Annotated in this window: 14 protein-coding genes and 1 pseudogene; 11 read left to right on the plus strand and 4 right to left on the minus strand. The window is 59.5% G+C overall.

Annotation, left to right across the window (positions count from 1 at the left end; genetic code table 11):
• Window positions 1–145: 145 nt before the first annotated feature.
• The 6 genes from B0G75_RS10925 to B0G75_RS10950 all read left to right on the plus strand — a co-directional run bounded on the left by B0G75_RS10925 (window position 146) and on the right by B0G75_RS10950 (window position 8970).
• Window positions 146–2422 (plus strand): FdhF/YdeP family oxidoreductase, encoded by a 2277-nt coding sequence (locus B0G75_RS10925; protein WP_106304428.1) that lies wholly within the window; start codon window positions 146–148, stop codon window positions 2420–2422.
• A gap of 265 nt (window positions 2423–2687) precedes the next feature.
• The gene (locus B0G75_RS10930; protein WP_106304431.1) at window positions 2688–4076 is read left to right on the plus strand and encodes a cytochrome ubiquinol oxidase subunit I; all 1389 of its coding nucleotides are present in this window, start codon (window positions 2688–2690) and stop codon (window positions 4074–4076) included.
• Window positions 4077–4080: 4 nt separating this feature from the next.
• Window positions 4081–5088: a cytochrome d ubiquinol oxidase subunit II gene (cydB, locus tag B0G75_RS10935; RefSeq protein WP_106304434.1), complete on the plus strand. Its 1008-nt coding sequence runs from the start codon at window positions 4081–4083 to the stop codon at window positions 5086–5088.
• A 69-nt stretch (window positions 5089–5157) separates the two neighbouring features.
• Complete coding sequence (locus tag B0G75_RS10940) at window positions 5158–6069, plus strand: bestrophin family protein (RefSeq protein ID WP_106304437.1); 912 nt, start codon at window positions 5158–5160, stop codon at window positions 6067–6069.
• A gap of 889 nt (window positions 6070–6958) precedes the next feature.
• Window positions 6959–8269, plus strand: coding sequence for a tryptophan leader peptide (locus B0G75_RS10945; RefSeq protein WP_106304440.1), 1311 nt, complete (start codon window positions 6959–6961; stop codon window positions 8267–8269).
• Between the two features lie 227 nt (window positions 8270–8496).
• Entirely contained in the window at window positions 8497–8970 is a 474-nt protein-coding gene (locus tag B0G75_RS10950) for a bacterioferritin (RefSeq protein WP_106304443.1), read from the plus strand.
• Between the two features lie 422 nt (window positions 8971–9392).
• Here B0G75_RS10950 and B0G75_RS40585 read toward each other — a convergent pair whose 3' ends face one another.
• Complete coding sequence (locus tag B0G75_RS40585; protein WP_181309225.1) at window positions 9393–9677, minus strand: hypothetical protein; 285 nt, start codon at window positions 9675–9677, stop codon at window positions 9393–9395.
• A gap of 292 nt (window positions 9678–9969) precedes the next feature.
• Between B0G75_RS40585 and B0G75_RS10960 the strand changes: the two genes are divergently transcribed.
• The 5 genes and pseudogenes from B0G75_RS10960 to B0G75_RS10980 all read left to right on the plus strand — a co-directional run bounded on the left by B0G75_RS10960 (window position 9970) and on the right by B0G75_RS10980 (window position 13898).
• Window positions 9970–10905 carry a hypothetical protein gene (locus B0G75_RS10960; protein ID WP_258194387.1) on the plus strand — a complete coding sequence of 312 codons (936 nt, stop codon included), beginning with the start codon at window positions 9970–9972 and terminating at the stop codon, window positions 10903–10905.
• A gap of 260 nt (window positions 10906–11165) precedes the next feature.
• Window positions 11166–11603, plus strand: coding sequence for a PleD family two-component system response regulator (locus B0G75_RS10965; RefSeq protein WP_106304449.1), 438 nt, complete (start codon window positions 11166–11168; stop codon window positions 11601–11603).
• A 150-nt stretch (window positions 11604–11753) separates the two neighbouring features.
• Window positions 11754–12029, plus strand: coding sequence for a hypothetical protein (locus B0G75_RS10970; RefSeq protein WP_106304452.1), 276 nt, complete (start codon window positions 11754–11756; stop codon window positions 12027–12029).
• Between the two features lie 592 nt (window positions 12030–12621).
• Window positions 12622–12732 (plus strand): annotated as a pseudogene (locus B0G75_RS10975) (IS5/IS1182 family transposase); the annotation flags it as partial.
• A gap of 233 nt (window positions 12733–12965) precedes the next feature.
• A complete protein-coding gene (locus tag B0G75_RS10980; RefSeq protein ID WP_106304455.1) occupies window positions 12966–13898 on the plus strand; it encodes an MBL fold metallo-hydrolase in 933 nt (310 codons plus the stop codon).
• Window positions 13899–13966: 68 nt separating this feature from the next.
• On the opposite strand, the gene B0G75_RS10985 is transcribed toward B0G75_RS10980, so the two are convergent.
• The 3 genes from B0G75_RS10985 to B0G75_RS10995 all read right to left on the minus strand — a co-directional run bounded on the left by B0G75_RS10985 (window position 13967) and on the right by B0G75_RS10995 (window position 16607).
• A complete protein-coding gene (locus B0G75_RS10985) occupies window positions 13967–14374 on the minus strand; it encodes an Hsp20/alpha crystallin family protein (RefSeq protein WP_106304458.1) in 408 nt (135 codons plus the stop codon).
• Between the two features lie 26 nt (window positions 14375–14400).
• Entirely contained in the window at window positions 14401–14841 is a 441-nt protein-coding gene (locus B0G75_RS10990; protein WP_106304461.1) for an Hsp20/alpha crystallin family protein, read from the minus strand.
• A gap of 380 nt (window positions 14842–15221) precedes the next feature.
• Window positions 15222–16607, minus strand: coding sequence for an MFS transporter (locus B0G75_RS10995; RefSeq protein ID WP_106304464.1), 1386 nt, complete (start codon window positions 16605–16607; stop codon window positions 15222–15224).
• Window positions 16608–16644 lie beyond the last annotated feature (37 nt).

The raw sequence follows: 16644 nt of genomic DNA on the forward strand, positions 1-16644 counted from the left end.
ATAATTTTTATCTTGCGCATGCGTTTGGATTAACTAGACTGAATCGCAGAAGTAGCCATATCGTAAGCCGCGAAGCGGCGCAATCCTAAAGCCATGCAGGCTATCCCGTCCCTAGCAGGACTACGCTCGTTCATTGGAGGTTCATGTGGCCAAGCTACGCGACGTGCCAGGCATCAGGCCGTACGAAGGTCCCGCCGGCGGTTGGGGCGCACTTAAGGCGACCGCTCAGGCGATTCACGATCAGATGGAGAGCATAGAGGCACCGATTACGCTGCTCCGAACGAATCAGCCCGCCGGTTTCGATTGCCCGGGCTGCGCCTGGCCCGACAAGGAACACCGCTCCACGTTTCAGTTCTGCGAGAACGGTGCAAAAGCTGTCACCTGGGAAGCAACCACTAAACGTGTGCCACCGGAATTTTTCGCAAGCAACACCGTCAGCTCGCTTCTGAAAATGACCGACTATGAACTTGAGGACAAGGGCCGGCTCACGCATCCGCTCGTTTACGACCGCGCGACTGATACGTATCGCGCAGTCGAATGGGAAGACGCGTTCGCACGCATCGGTGAGATCCTGCGCGCGCTAACACCGGATCAAGTCGAGTTTTATACGTCGGGCCGCGCTTCGAACGAAGCTGCATACCTTTACCAGTTGTTCGCGCGCGAATACGGCACGAACAATTTCCCTGATTGCTCGAACATGTGCCACGAGCCAACGAGCGTGGGATTGCCGCAGTCGATCGGAATCGGCAAGGGTACTGTATCGCTGGACGATTTCGATTCGGCGGAACTCATCATTGCGATCGGCCACAATCCGGGCACGAATCACCCGCGCATGATGGGTACACTTCATGAAGCCGCGCGGAGAAATGTCCCGATCATCGTGTTCAATCCGTTACGGGAGCGCGCGCTGGAGCGTTTTGCCGACCCGCAGAGCATGTTGGAAATGGCGACCTTTGGCTCGACGCGGATTGCGTCGACCTATTTCCAGGTCGACGCCGGCGGCGACGCAGCGGCGCTAAAAGGTGTCATGAAAGCGTTGCTCCAGATGGAAGCCGAGCAGGGAAACGTCCTTGATCGGGAATTTATCGCGACCCATACGGAGGGGTTCGATGCCTTCGCCGCAGATCTTGAGGCGACGTCCTGGGACGATATCGAAAAGGCAAGTGGCCTCACCCGCGCGGATCTCGAGCACGTGGCCATCGCCTATGCAAAATCCAACGCGACAATCGTGAGCTACGGCATGGGCGTCACGCAGCATAACAAGGGAACAGCCAACGTCCGTCTGATTGCCGATCTGTTACTTCTGCGTGGCAACTTCGGGAAACCCGGCGCGGGCATCTGCCCGCTGCGCGGACACTCCAACGTGCAGGGAAACCGCACCGTCGGCATTACTGAGAAGCCCTCACAGGAGTTCCTCAAACTGATAGAAGCAGCATGTGGCTTCACCCCGCCTTCCGAGCATGGACACGATGCGGTTCAGGCCATGCAGGCCATGATCGATGGCACGGCGAAGGCGCTCCTTTGCCTTGGCGGAAATTTTGCCGTTGCGTTGCCGGACCCCGAGCAGTCCTTCCCCGCGATGGCCAAACTCGATCTGGCCGTGCATATCGGCACCAAGCTCAACCGTACGCACCTGCTGGTCTCGAAGGAAACGTATCTGTTCCCTTGTCTTGGGCGCACAGAGCTCGATATCCAGACTGGAGGGCGGCAATCGATCACCGTCGAGGACTCGATGTCGATGGTGCACGCGTCGTCGGGCAAACTCGCGCCTGCATCGGAGTACTTGCGCTCGGAGCCTGCAATCGTCGCGGGTATCGCGCGTGCCACGCTACCCAATACCAGATTGCCGTGGATGGAGCTCATCTCCGACTACGACAAGATCCGGGACCTGATTGAACAGACCGTGCCTGGCTTCGAGGATTTCAACGCGCGCATCAGAGTTCCGGGCGGATTCCGGCTGCCGCTTCCTCCCACCGAGCGACAGTGGCATACGCCGACCGGAAAGGCGATGTTCTCGGTATACAGCGGCGTGAAAGAAGATGCCGACGTCCTGGGTGCTGAAAACGTGCTGCGCCTCATCACGATCCGTAGCCACGACCAGTACAACACCACCATCTATGCGATGGACGACCGCTATCGGGGCGTATTCGGCAGACGGGACGTCCTTTTTATGAACCAGGACGACATGGCCGCACAAGGCATCGAACATGGCGATCTGGTGGACATCGAAACGCTTACTTCGGGCAGATCGCTCAAGCTGAAGAACATCACCGCGATCATCTACAACATCGCGAAAGGTTCGGTCGCGGCGTACTACCCAGAAGCCAATGTTCTGGTTCCACTCGACTATATCGACAAAGAGAGCGGTACGCCCTCTTACAAATCGGTGCCGGTACGGGTAGAACGCGTGGTGACGAACTGAGTTCATACGGTCCCGCTTATCCGGTATGCCGGCGCGCCACGCCGGTCTATCGGCAATCGGGCGGCCCGATGACGAGCGCGATTTAGCGCAGCGAAAGACAAAGACCGTGCGCGCAATGAGGTGCCGCGCCGGCCCACCCTTCTGGTTTTGCTGTCTCCAGGAATTACCTTCTCTGGGAGCTTCGAATTAACCGCGCGTCGTAGCACCGTCGCATGTCGTTTGTCTTTATACGCTTGCTGTCATCAGCTGGAGCTTTTGGCCGATCATGGAAATCTTCGACGCGTTTCATCTCGCCAGGTTGCAGTTTGCGTTCACAGTTTCATTTCACATCGTCTTCCCGGCGATCAGTATAGGCATGGCCAGCTTCCTCGCCGTGCTGGAATGGCGCTTCTTGCTGACGGGCGACAAAGCCTACAAGGACATGTACCTGTTCTGGTCGCGGATCTTCGCCGTCGGCTTCGGAATGGGCGTCGTCTCCGGGGTCGTGATGGCCTATGAATTCGGCACAAACTGGAGCGGGTTCTCCTTGATTGCCGGCAATATCACCGGACCGCTTCTGACTTACGAAGTTCTCACAGCTTTCTTTCTCGAGGCCGGTTTTCTCGGGATCATGCTGTTCGGCTGGCATCGCGTAAGTCCTCGTGCACATTTCTTCGCCACGTTCATGGTCGCTGTGGGGACGCTGATTTCGACGTTCTGGATTCTGGCTTCGAACAGTTTCATGCAAACGCCGCAGGGATTCGCCATGGAAAATGGCCGCATTGTCCCTGTAGATTGGTTCAAGGTGATTTTCAATCCATCGTTTCCCTTCCGGCTTGCACACATGACCATTGCTGCGTTCATCGTCGCAGCCTTCATCGTTGCCGCTTGCGGTGCGTGGCACCTGCTCCATGGGCGGCGCGATGTACCGGTTAAGCGTAGCTTCTCAATGGCGCTGTGGATGCTGTTGGTGCTCACACCAATACAGATATTCGTCGGCGACGCACACGGCCTGAACACGCGCGAGTATCAGCCAGTGAAGATCGCAGCCATCGAAGGGTTGTGGGAAACCGAGCATGGCGGCACCGCACTGAACCTGTTCGGCCTGCCCGATATGGACGCGGAGGTCACTCGATACGCGATCCAGGTGCCTCACCTCGGCAGCCTGATCTTGACACATAGTTGGGACGGGGAGATTCGCGGAATGAAAGAGTTCCCGCCGGAGGATCGCCCGTACTCACCGATCGTGTTCTGGACGTTCCGCATCATGGCCGGTCTCGGCATGCTGATGCTATTGACCGCGGTCGTCGGCCTGCTGCTGAGGCGGAACGGCAAACTCTACGAGGCTGCCTGGTATCAGTGGTTTGTGTTGTGCATGGGGCCGTCCGGCATCGTGGCACTGTTAGCCGGATGGATCACGACGGAGGTTGGCCGGCAGCCCTGGACAGTTTATGGCGTAGTGCGCACCGTGGACTCCGTGTCGCCGATTGGTAGCCAGCAAGCAGGTGTCACTTTGCTGATATTGGTCATCGTCTACTTCCTTGTGTTTGGCACGGGCGTCTATTACATGCTGAAGATGATGAAGGCAGGTCCTTCCGCAGGGTTGGAAACACGCGAGTCGCTGAAGTACCCCGAATTGCACAATCGTGCCCTGGACGTGCTGGAAGGAGAATGACGTCATGCAAATCGATCTTCCCGTTCTCTGGGCGTTCATCATCGGACTTGGCGTCTTTATCTATGTGATGCTCGACGGCTTCGATCTCGGTATCGGCCTGCTGTTTCCATTCTTTGAAGAAAAGGGTGATCGTCACGTAATGCTCAACACCGTCGCCCCCGTTTGGGACGGCAACGAAACGTTTCTGGTCCTTGGCGGTGCTGGACTCTATGGCGCATTTCCCGTTGTCTATTCGACGCTCCTGCCGGCCAACTACATGCCGCTGATCCTAATGGTGGTGGGTCTGATTTTTCGCGGCGCGGCGTTCGAACTGCGGGCGAAGGCGAAGCGCACGCAGCACGCATGGGATCTCGCATTTATCGGCGGCTCGGCACTCGCGGCTCTCTGCCAAGGCATCACGTTAGGCTCGCTGCTACAGGGCATCAAGATGGCCGACTCCCGCTTCGTCGGCGAACCGTTCGACTGGCTGTCGCCGTTCAGCCTGTTCTGCGGCATCGGCGTGCTTATGACCTATGCGACGCTAGGGTGTGGTTGGCTTATCCTCAAGACGGACGGGGAATTGCAGCGCAAGATGCGAGAGTTGATGCGGCCCCTCGTGATCGCACTGCTGGCAACGATTGGAATCGTCAGCCTGTGGACCGTGATCGGACTGCCTGCGGTGGAGAAGCGCTGGTTCGGAAGCGGGCAGCTCGGGTGGTTTTTACCCGTGCCGATACTTGTCGTTCTCTGCGTCTGGGGCATTCTCCGCTCGGTGCGACTACAACACGAAGCAATGCCATTCCTTCTCACACTAGCTATCTGTTTTCTCGGCTACACCGGTCTCGTCATCAGTATCTGGCCGTATATCATTCCGCCCTCGCTGACGATCTGGGATGCTTCGTCGAGTCATTCGAGCCAGCTCTTTGCACTCGTTGGCACCGTTATCGTGCTGCCGGTCATTCTCTTCTATAACGCCATGCAATATCGTGTATTCCGCGGGAAGGTACGTGAAGGAGACCCCGGCTACCATTGACTCGTATCTCGCGAACAGGCGCTCGCCTGCTATACGGATGCGCCATTCTGCCCATAACAAGAGCACATCATGATCGTAAGGCCAAGTGAAAACTGGTTCCGGCTGCTGTTTGTGTGGAACGGTTCTGTTCTTCAATCGATCATCCCGCAGCTTCTCTTCATGGCGGCTGTCAGCACCCTGGCGGTCTTTACACAGGGGAGGATTTTCGGGGAAAAAATTCCGCTCAATACCGCCCCCTTCACGTTGTTCGGCCTCGCCCTTGCCATCTTTCTGGCGTTCCGCAACAACGCGAGCTATGGGCGTTTCAACGAAGCACGTCATTTATGGGGCAGCCTCCTCATCTCTACGCGAGCGCTGACGTCACAAATACTCTGCTACGTTCCGGAGCAAGCGAACAAGTTTCAAATCGCCCAGACGATGATCGCCTTCATCTACGCCCTTAAACATGAACTACGAAACACGGATCCGATGCCGGATCTCGTGCGCTTACTCGGGCGAGATCGGGCCGAGTTGTTACGCGCCAAACAGTACAAACCCACGGCACTTCTTAATGACATTCGCCGAGAACTCGCGCAAACAGAACGGCACGCACGAATAGGTGAGACAACGCTCTGGATGCTGGATGCACAGATCAACGAGCTAGGTGCAGCCGTTGGAGGATGCGAGCGCATCGCCTCCACGCCAATCCCCTTTTCCTATAGTGTTCTGCTGCACCGAACGGTCTATGCCTACTGCGTCATGTTGCCGTTCGGGCTGGTCGATTCGACTGAATTCTTCACGCCTCTGCTGTGTGTTTTCATCTCCTACACACTGATCGCGCTCGAAGCGATCGCTAGCGAAGTGGCCGAGCCCTTCACCGCCGCGCCCAACGCGCTCGCCCTCGATGCCATGTCGCGCAATATCGAACGCTCTATTCTCGAACTATGTGGGCGACCACTGCCGGAAGCAGTCGCTCCGATTCGCCTTTATCACCTGACTTGAGCAAGGCATGCGCAAGCCGTATGCTCCTCTGGCACGACGCTGGCTCGTAATCTGTGTTTTCATCGCTTGATGTTTGAGAGCGTTCGTCGAGCTAATGATCGACGGCATCGTCGATGCATCGAACACTCTGGACGCGAGTTTGCGCAATCCCACCGTCTTTCATCTCGCCTTGGTGCCCTCAAACGACGGGAAGTAACAGAGATGATTTGATCCACACCGCAGCCCAACACATCAAGCTGTGCGCTGTTATGCCTCCGTGTTGTCTTCAGGTCGAATCGTGGCGCAGGGCCGGCCGGTAACGACTCGCTTTCGATGTCGCCCGTGATCGCCTTGTCCACCCGCTTGTATTTCGGTTCCACGCCGTGCGCCGCGCGCACGGCTTCCCGTCACTGCTCGATCACCGTTGCCCTCCGCGAATTTCAAGTCTGCGTTAACGCACTGCCTTGACATTGCCGCCAAATAGGGTATGGAAACTATTGTCCTAATGCATTAACGAGAAAAACTGGCTATGTGTTTATCCAAGGTGACCGGGTAAAAGCGGCCCGTCAGCTTGAGGCGGCTTTCGTGCCACGCGCAACAATGGCCAAGAAGGATGCACCCGAAAGATGAACATCCGCGGGAGCCGGGCGCGGGCGGTTTTGTTCCACACGGGTAGAGAGCCAGCCGGTAGCATGGACCGTACACACGAACTGCGTCGTGCTTCACCATTCCGTGGCCCGATTCGCACGCTTCGGCGACCCTTGCTGCTCCGTCACTCTCTCGCGTTGTCCTTTCGCCCGGCAGCAGGCGGAAAAAGCCTTGTTTTTGGCGGCACAAGCTCAGTGATCGGCAGCCGAGTGTGCAAGTATCGTTGCGGAGGCGTACACCACATCCCTTTGCGAGGTTCAGGATGGTTTGGAGACTCTGGAAAACCGAGAAACGGCAAGATGGAACGCAAAGCTGGCCGAGCGATACGAATCAGTCGATAAAGCAGCTTCTGGGCATGTACCTGAGCGGCGATGCGGCACCGTTCGCAGGGTGGGCCGCACCCGGCGTCACATTCACGCCCGATGTCGAACCGGTTCTGCGAAACGGAGTCCAGGGCTATCAGCTCGCCCTCTGGTTCTGGCTCTTCGCCGAGAAGCACGGCACCATCGCGGCACGCATGGTGCGTGAGTCCTTCTGCCTGTTCGCCGAGGAGGCGCGACCGTCGTCCGGTGACAGGATCGATGGGCTCCTCGACTTCGAGAATCGCCTCGCGCATTCTATCGAGGGCATTTCCTCCGGGGAGCGCACGTTCCAGTTGGAGAGCCTGCCGGTGGAACTGCCGATGGAATTCTTTCTGGCCACGGGTTTCCTCCGGCTCGCACCCGATTCACCTTATTCCGGAGCAAATGAGAGCGCCAGTCTGCAAGGCAATGACTACAAGCTCGCTGACTGCTTTCGTCATGCCACCGAGGAGGCGCTGGCCGTGTTCCGGGCGATGATAGACAAAGTCGAATTTGATGCGAAATCGCTATCTAACTGGAAATGGAGCGCCCATCCCGGCGCTGCCGAGCGGCATCTGCAACGACGCCACAGCAATCCCCTGTTTCCTCTTCACCGCCAGATGGTGACGGCTCATGAGGTCTATGAAGCGCGTCTTGCCGACAGCCAGGCCCTTCACGAAATCAGCAACGAGCTTGGTGAGCTCAGCCACTCGTTCGCGCAAACGACCGAACTGCCGCTGAACTGGCAATCGTTCCTCGACGGATATCGGGACTACGTCGACCGGCTCGATGAACGCCGCCTCGCAGCGGGCGGCCAGAACGCGCCGCTCGGCGACGCCATTGCAAGACTACGCGCTGATATTCTCACGACCTGGCGCTCTTCCCTTCACAAAAACCGGCATAGCCTTGCCACGCTGGACCAGGAGGAAGCGCAAAGGGCCGAGCGACGCGCGCTTCTGTACGGATGCGACTGGACCGCACAGCTTCTGAGCAACGGCTCTCTGATACCGCCGGAAGAAGTCGTCCCCGCCCTTCTGAGTGAGTCCCCGGCTGAGCTGGAACGGGTGGTGGCCGCCCTTCAGGCCGAACCCCGACTGCATGACACGCTGGTGCATTGTCGTGCAACCGCACATCGACTAGAAAACGAATCGCGCTCGGGCGGCCGCAATATTCCTGACATCGCCGACAAGCTCCGTATTCTTGACGGTCCGCCGGGACAGGTACCGGCCTGATGTCACGCGCTCCACGTTTAAGGCTCCGCATGCCGCGCTCGCCGGGTTCTGCATGGGAAGTACGCCCCCTCGCCGCCGGACGACGCAAACGGGTGCGTTTCGAACTAACGCTTTGCGAGATCGCCTTGCGGGACTACATTTAATCAGTATCCGTCGAGACGATTGGGCAGCGGAAAGGCGGCGAAGCGCGGAACGTGTCTGCTGCGGTGACATAAAAGGAGATACCAATGGCAGAGATAGATAAGGAAGACGTCGTTGCGGTGCTGAACCGGATTCTCGAATCCGAGTTGGCCGGCGTCGTTCGCTATACGCACTATTCGTTTCTTGTTTTCGGATTCGGACGCATTCCAATCCAATCCTGGCTGCGTGAGCAGGCCGACGAATCGCTGTTGCACGCACAGCAGGTCGGAGAGTGGATCACCACACTGGGCGCCTATCCTTCGCTTGCGATCGGTCCCCTCCTCGACTCGCACACCTTCGATATCGCGTCGATCCTGCGCGAATCGCTGCAAGCCGAAAACCTTGCGCTAGCGCTCTATCGCGAACTGCTTGCGTTGGTCGAGGACCGCTCAGTTGCACTCGAGGAGTTTGCCCGGCAGATGATCCATGTCGAAGAGATGCACGCGGGCGAAGTCGACAAGATGCTGCGCCGCCCTGGAGAAATGACCACGTCGACCGAACACCAGGCGGGCCAGCCCTGATCAAGCGGATTAAGGCGGCTTTGCGTGGCACGCCACGCGAGGCGGCGCGCCCCGTCGGCCTGCGGCGTGTCAGTTGTCGGCAGAGTTCCTCGGCACGCGTGATGGCTGCCCGAAGCATGATCGAGCACGCAGGCAAAGATAATCTGGTCGGCGAACCGCGCAGTGCTTAACGTGACGACCATTCGCCCGCGCTCGGCGTAGCCGAATGACACGCTGCGATGCTCGCGGTGATTTGGCACTGCACGACCGCGTCTGATTTCGCGAATACAAGCGCACTCCCTTGCGCCCACCCTGAGCGCCGCGCTCGCAAACGCACCGCACGTAGCCTGCTGCTGTACTCGCGCGTCGGCGCACTCGTCCCCGGACTCGCAGAGTTCGCGTTATTGCGAGCCGTTCGGGACGCCACCAGTGCGCCGTACAACTCATTGCGCGCCGGACGCAGCCGTGTCCGATGCGCCCTTGGCGTGCGGCTCGTTCTGCGGCATGCGGGTGGGCGATTTATTCGTCGTGCCTTTCGACGAGGAACTCGCGCCCGTCGTACCGCCGGCCTTAGGCGCGCTCATGCCGGTGCCGCCTTGTCCGGCAGTGCCACCGCCGCCTCCACCGGCTCCAGCACCTCCAGTCCCTCCCGCGCCCTGTGCGAACGCGGTGTCGCAGAACGCGAACAGAATTGCCGAACAAACTACCGCTCTACTTGTTGCTTTCATGATTGCCTCCCTGATTGATTTAACGCGAGGGCAGCATCGACGTGCCACGCCCGCCCGCGCTCGATGCCTGGTTCTTCGATGTCGCTTTGGCGGGTTGATCAGTTTCTCGCGTAGCGGCCCAGGCTGAGAACCTTGCGCGCAACGACTGTTCCCGACGACTACTGTCCTCCGCGAAGCCCCGGGGGCACAAGAAATGCTGATTACGCGGACGATTCATGCCGCTCAGCATCGCGTTGACGCGAACGGGTCGGCGTCAACCAACGGCGGATCAACACGGCAACGGAGGCTATTGATGAACAGCACAAGAGAACCCGCCGACTACGCGCTGGCAGCGAAAGACCCTGCGCTATTAGTCCGGCAACACGAAGCCGCCGTCTCATGGGGAGCGGTGTTTGCCGGCGGCGCTGGCGCGACCGCGTTCGCGCTCATCCTGCTGACGCTGGGCACCGGTCTCGGGCTGACGTCCATTTCCCCGTGGTCGTCGGGGACTTCGAATGCAAAGGCGTTCGGCTTTGCCGCCGTGATATGGGTATGCGTCACGTCGATTCTCACGTCGGGGCTAGGCGGTTATCTTGCGGGGCGCCTGCGCAACCGCTGGCTGGGAGTCGACGCCGATGAAATTCACTTCCGGGACACGGCGCATGGCTTCTTGAGTTGGGCAGTGGCGACGCTTCTCACTGCTGCCATACTGACATCAGGCGCATCGGGCATCGCGCGGGTTGCTGGGCAGGCCGCCGCGACGGCAGCCGCAACAGGCGGCCCGGTTTCGGTGGGAACGATGCAACGCGGCAATGCGGAGCTCGCGACGAACACGTGGCCGCTTGGCTATTTCATCGATTCGCTGTTCCGGATGCCAGCAGTAGCTTCACCTGCCGCGCCCGCTACTGCGGAAGGCCGCAACGACGCATCGCGTGCGGAAACGGCGCGGATATTCCTTAACAGCGCGGCGACGGGCGATCAGTTGTCGCCGGAAGATATCGCTTATGTGAGCCAGCTCGTTGCGCAACGTACGGGGCTCACGCAGGCAGCGGCACAAGCTCGCGTGGTGACCACCTACACGCGCCTGCTTCGGAAGATCGACGCCCTCGATGCTGCCGCCAAGGACGCTGCGGATAAAGCGCGCAAAGTCACGATCGGCGCTTCTTTATGGCTATTCATCTCGCTTCTGATGGGTGCGTTCACAGCGAGTCTGATGGCAACTCATGGCGGCCGTGTACGCCAACTCTGATCGAAACTTCAACATTTACCGGAGGAGGTGTTATGCGCTCAATTCTTCTTTACATGCTCGGAGTACCCATTCCAATCATTATTCTGATCGCGCTTTTCTGGCATTAGACACCAGCTGGTCGCCGTTCAGCGGATGCGAATTCCGATGATCGGCGACCCTGAGCGCTCAAGCAAAACTATTCCCGGGTCGAGACCTACTCGCACGAATCTGTTCGCGGCACGGTCGTTGCGCGGTGATGTCAGGCAACCACTTAGCGCGCCATGCCAACCATCCTTCTCGTCGACGATGAACCCGGGCTTCTGGAATTATTCCAGTTCGCGCTTGAGTGGCGCGGATACCGCGTATTGCTAACGGGAAATGGACTGGCCGCCCTGCAGATGGCGGCGCGGCAGATACCTGATTTGATTGTTACTGACTGGAATATGCCCCGGATGAATGGTGTCGAGTTATGTCGACGCCTCAAATCCTATCCGGCACTTGCCCAGATCCCCGTGGTCCTGCTTTCCGCAGAAATCTTACCTGTCCAGATACAGCCTGTATGGACCCAATTCCGGCGGAAGCCGGTCGACCTGGACGATCTCGAGTTGACGGTAGGTTTGCTATTACTGGCGCGCGACCGGTTAAAAACGGCTCGACACATTCCAACTGACCGAGCGGCTTCGCGCTGGCAACCCATGACTTCAAAATTGATCGTCTGAAGCTGCGATAGCTCAGCGAGTCTGCAAGCGAAACATCACGAAGGTCGCGCGATTTTCACCCGCGGCGATGCGAGGGCACGGGAATTGCGCGGATTGAGACGCGGATGCACGTTCCGATCCAGCAATCGATATACCTTTGAGGAGACTCTCATGAAAGTCATAAAAGGCATTTTTATTTCGGCTCTCTTTGTAGCCATCTCCGGAGGTGTCTATGCACAGGGCGCGGGCGGAGGGGCTGCCGCGGGCCAAGGCGGAACCGGCATGAGTAAGCCCAATGCAAACGGTTCAACGGACACGGTCTCGGGTGCGTCTGGGGCAAACAGCATGGCGACATCGGGAACAGCAACGCACAAGAAGCCGATGCACAAGAAGCCCAGCGTTGCCACGCCGGCGTCGGCGACGAACCCTGCTTCGGGTGGAAGCTAACTGTCATTGCAATGGCCGTAGATTGGCCCGGGGCGGCCCGAGTTTCCCAGCATTCATGGCGCGACTTCTCCTTGTTAGCGGCGCCCTCCCTAGCGTCCGATCGTGAGCCTGCGGGTGCCTGCAGCACACGGCATACAACGGATACGCGTCAGATTTGCAATCTGGCGGCAACGTCCACGCCGGATCGGCAAAGGTCTGCATTCGAATCATGAATTGCTTCGATGTCCGCGCGAAGGGAAGCCGCGCAAGACGTGCAACCCCGCTCCCGGTGCCAGTATCGAGCTGCGAAGAGCTACGCCGCAGAGCGCGCGCACCGTAAGGCCGCACTTCGCAGAAGCGCGTTTGACAACAACACGCCTCCAGCGCGGATTCTTTCCATGGGCGGGGTTTCCGCAAGGACTCGCCGCAGCCCGAACCGACTCAGTGAAACTCAAGGCGATCTCACCCGGCTAGGTGGACGCAAGACCCCGCGATCGGTTCTCGTTGCCCGGTCGCTTGATATGGCCGCGCAAAAGTTCATGCGACCATTGCTTGGTCAGAGGCTAACACCCACTCGGCAAGTAGCGGCGTAACACCTTCGCAACTGAGCGGCGACGCCATTCCGCCGATGCGCGGATTGCGCGGCCATCCACTGCAACGCCCGCGCGCGATCCACGCCGATCGCGGCTACAACTCCGAGCGGCATCGGCGGACATCGCGCAATTGCTTTCGAGCGCCGTGCTGACGTTCACAGGCTCCTCACACTCGTCGATTGTTGCCGCTCGGACAACACGCTAAGCGCACTCGCGACGCTACTGGCGTTCACCTCCGCTGGCTAGAATCAGTCTCACCGTCGTGTCGAAACGAGAGCAGCACGAAGCACGCGAAATTCATGCTCGTGTTCGTGAACCGCGCCGCCGAGTGCTGCTTACCCTACTGATTAAGAGGACTATTGCCATGAGCAAAACAACCCGTAACGTGCAGCCCGTCACCGCCAATCTTGGCAAAGAAGGTTCAGGCGAACTCGTGTCTTCCCGCTATGCCGTACGCGTGGGTGACGTCGACGTCGTGCTGATCAGCGATGGCGTTCTGCCGTTGCCGACTTCCACCATGTCCACTAATGTGAGCGAAGCGGATCGCAACGAATGGTTCGATGGGCGTTTCCTGCAGCGCGACATGTTCGACTGGGCGCTGAATGTCGCGCTCGTGCGCAGCGGCGACCGCCTGATCCTGATCGACTCGGGCGTGGGTGACGGTTTCGAATACTTCGCGCGCGCCGGTCGGTCGGTGATGCGACTGGAATCGGCTGGCATCGATCTGGCTGCGATCACCGACATCGTCATTACGCATATGCACATGGATCACGTCGGCGGGTTGAACGTTGATGGCGTCAAGGCCAGGCTGCGTCCGGACGTGCGCATTCACGTGTCGGCTGCGGAAGTGGAGTTCTGGAAAAACCCCGACTTCAGCAAGACGGTGATGCCGGAAACGGTGCCTCCCGCACTCCGCAAGGCTGCTGCAAAGTTCGTGGAACTCTACAGCGAAAACATCGTGCGGTTCGATCAGACCGTGGAAGTCGCAGCGGGGGTATCGGCCCGCGTGACGGGTGGACACACGCCGGGGCACTGCGTCGTGGACATCGCATCGAAGGGCGAGAAACTGACGTTCGTAGGCGACGCGATTTTCGAAGTCAACTTCGACAATCCCCGCTGGCAAAATGGCTTCGAGCACGAGCCTGAGATGGCTACAGACGTGCGTATCGCGCTACTCAACGAAGCCGCCGAAACTGGCGCTCTGCTGGCCGCAGCGCATGTCGCGTTCCCGTCTATTGGTCACATTGCAAAGAACGGTGAAAGCTTCCGTTTCGTGCCGGTGCAGTGGGACTACTGATCGATGATCGACTAGCCGACAATCAGAACCGGTCTCCACGCGCTGCGAATTCCCGGCCCGTCGGGCGCCTAGCCTACGGCAACCTCAATGCGTCGCGGTCGAGCCTCTTCACGGCGTGGAATGACCAGCTTCAATACACCGTCTTTGAGATTCGCTTCGATCTTCGACGTATCGAACTCCGGCCCAAGAGTAAATGACCGTGCAAAATCCGGCACGCGAATTTCAGCGTGCTGTAGCCGCAGCCCTTCCGGGGTCGGCACGTTAGCGGATGCCTCTATACGCAGATTGCCGTCCTGCACTCTGATTTCCAGATTGTCCCGCTCCACGCCGGGCAAATCAGCCCATAAAGTCACGCCGTGTACGTCCTCGATGACATCGACGGCCGGATTCAACGTCAGACGTTTTTCCGCGCGGCTTGGCTCTGCGGTGCTTGCCGTCCTGGCATCAGGGCGCGTAAGTTGGCTGGTATCGCTCATGATCAGTTCCTCTGCATTGGTCTCTGTTACTGGACGGTAATCGCACGAGGTTTCGAGGACTCGCGCTTGCCGATACTGATGCTCAGACAGCCGTTGAGATAACGGGCCTCCACCCGGTCGGGATCGGCATGCTGGGGAAGTTCGATCACCCGGCGGAACTGCCCACTGAACCGTTCCCGCGCGTAGTGACGCGTTGCCTCGCCGGCGGCGCGCGCCGCAGAGGGCCGCTCGCCGGCGATGGTAAGCAGCCCCTTGTCGATGGATACTTCCAGCTGCTTCGGGTCGATGCCCGGCGCGAAAGCGACGATCTCGATGGTGTCATCGGTCGTGCCGACGTTGACCTGCGGGAAGGCCGACAGACGATCGGTCCGGATACTCGAAGGGTTGCCGCTGAACAGCGCCGCCATCTGCTGATGCAGACGATCGAACTGGCTGAACAGGTCGGTCGTGAAGTAGAGATCACTCATGGTCGTTTCCTCGGAAAAATGCGGCGGAGGAGACGGACGGGCCTACGCGCTCCAGTCCGTCGACCCCACTGCGGGCAAACAAATCGAAACACGCAGCGCGCGATGCTCGGTTCGCGCGACTGCCTGAGCGGAATGAAAAATAGACGTCGCTGCGGGGATTTCAAGGAGAGACGCCATCCCCGGTCGAGCGCGAGCAGATCGACTAGCCGCATGTGTGCAACCGCGTTGAGAGAGGAAACAGCGGCGCCCCCCTGTATCCGATCCGCGACTGACCTGGCCAACGAGGCGTCCATTCAAACCCGCGTTAGCGACTCGACGGCCGCCGCGTGCGCTGCAATCGGCCACGCCATACACGGCGTGGCAACCGGATCGATGTGCGCTCAGCGCGTCAGAGGATGCGGCGAATGCGCGGATGCACGCGCGCCCGGCACTGCGGCCGCTTCATCTCCCGGCCCCGCGGAGAGATCCCGCCTGAAAGTCTCGGCGAGGAAAAACGCGCACACCAGGCTCAGCAACCCCGTCGCCGCGATATAGATCGAAATGGGCAGCGTCTGGCCGTAGGTCGCGAACAGATACGTGGCGATCAATGGCGTCGGCCCCGACGTGATGATGCCGGCGATCTGATACGGCAGCGACGCCCCCGTATAGCGCACCCGCGTACCGAACAGTTCCGCAAACCACGTCGATTGCACGCCGTACACCGACGCCTGGCTCAACGCGATACCGCAGACGTACGCCACGAAAATCAAGGTCGGATTGCGCGTCTCGAGCAACGGAAAGAACGCGAATCCATAGATCGCGACGAACACCGCGCCGAGCATGAACACGGTCCGGCGTCCGATCACGTCCGACAGTTTGCCGAACAGCGGCAGCGTGATCAGCGCAAACGCGCAGCCGACAATGATGGCGTTCAGCAACAGCCCACGCGACAAGCCGAGCCGCGTCGTTCCGTAGACCAGCACGAACACGTTGATCACGTTGAAGGTAATGTCGACCGCGAAGCGCGTGCCGATCGTCAGCACGAGGTCTTTCGGATGCCGGCGCAGCAGTTCAACCAGCGGCGCCTTCACGACCTGCTTGCTCGCCTTGATCTGTTCGAATACCGGCGACTCCATGACGCGCAGGCGGATGAACAGGCCGATCGCGATCAGCGCGACGCTCAGCAGGAACGGCAGGCGCCATCCCCATGAATAGAACGCGTCCGGCGGCATACTCGACACGGCTTTGAACACCGCGGTCGAGAGCATCAGCCCGAGCGGCACGCCCAATTGCGGGAACGCGCCGAAAAAGCCTCGCTTCCTGGCCGGCGCCGTTTCGACCACCATCAGCACCGCGCCGCCCCATTCGCCGCCGACGCCGAGCCCCTGCATGAAGCGCATCGCCACCAGCAGGATCGGCGCCCAGACGCCGATCGAGGCATAAGTCGGCAGCAGGCCGATCACGAACGTGCTGACGCCCATGATTGTCAGCGTCGCGACGAGCGTCGCCTTACGTCCGATACGATCGCCAAAGTGCCCGAAAAACACGGCGCCGAAAGGCCGAGCGAGATAGCCGACTCCAAAACTGCCGAACGCCGCGATGGTGCCGACCACAGGATCGAACGAGGGGAAGAACAGCTTGGCGAAGACCAGTGCCGAAGCGGTGGCATAGAGAAAAAAGTCGTACCACTCGATGGCGGTCCCGACCACCGAAGCGGCCAGCACACGATTGACGGCCGACCGGCTGATAACCGGCGCGTTGCCGGATGAAACAGGCGATGTATTCACGTCTCCTCCCTTCTCTGGGAATCTATGTCTTGAACTG

Source organism: Paraburkholderia sp. BL18I3N2 (genome assembly GCF_003001875.1).
Taxonomy (GTDB): domain Bacteria; phylum Pseudomonadota; class Gammaproteobacteria; order Burkholderiales; family Burkholderiaceae; genus Paraburkholderia; species Paraburkholderia phytofirmans.

Excerpts from the sequence above, each read along its gene's own strand:
- cydB (WP_106304434.1), top strand. The coding sequence starts at position 4,081 with ATGCAAATCGATCTTCCCGTTCTCTGGGCGTTCATCATCGGACTTGGC.
- B0G75_RS10970 (WP_106304452.1), top strand. The coding sequence starts at position 11,754 with ATGAAAGTCATAAAAGGCATTTTTATTTCGGCTCTCTTTGTAGCCATC.
- B0G75_RS10930 (WP_106304431.1), top strand. The coding sequence starts at position 2,688 with ATGGAAATCTTCGACGCGTTTCATCTCGCCAGGTTGCAGTTTGCGTTC.
- B0G75_RS40585 (WP_181309225.1), bottom strand. The coding sequence starts at position 9,677 with ATGAAAGCAACAAGTAGAGCGGTAGTTTGTTCGGCAATTCTGTTCGCG.
- B0G75_RS10940 (WP_106304437.1), top strand. The coding sequence starts at position 5,158 with ATGATCGTAAGGCCAAGTGAAAACTGGTTCCGGCTGCTGTTTGTGTGG.
- B0G75_RS10950 (WP_106304443.1), top strand. The coding sequence starts at position 8,497 with ATGGCAGAGATAGATAAGGAAGACGTCGTTGCGGTGCTGAACCGGATT.
- B0G75_RS10960 (WP_258194387.1), top strand. The coding sequence starts at position 9,970 with ATGAACAGCACAAGAGAACCCGCCGACTACGCGCTGGCAGCGAAAGAC.
- B0G75_RS10985 (WP_106304458.1), bottom strand. The coding sequence starts at position 14,374 with ATGAGCGATACCAGCCAACTTACGCGCCCTGATGCCAGGACGGCAAGC.
- B0G75_RS10980 (WP_106304455.1), top strand. The coding sequence starts at position 12,966 with ATGAGCAAAACAACCCGTAACGTGCAGCCCGTCACCGCCAATCTTGGC.
- B0G75_RS10990 (WP_106304461.1), bottom strand. The coding sequence starts at position 14,841 with ATGAGTGATCTCTACTTCACGACCGACCTGTTCAGCCAGTTCGATCGT.
- B0G75_RS10965 (WP_106304449.1), top strand. The coding sequence starts at position 11,166 with ATGCCAACCATCCTTCTCGTCGACGATGAACCCGGGCTTCTGGAATTA.
- B0G75_RS10945 (WP_106304440.1), top strand. The coding sequence starts at position 6,959 with ATGGTTTGGAGACTCTGGAAAACCGAGAAACGGCAAGATGGAACGCAA.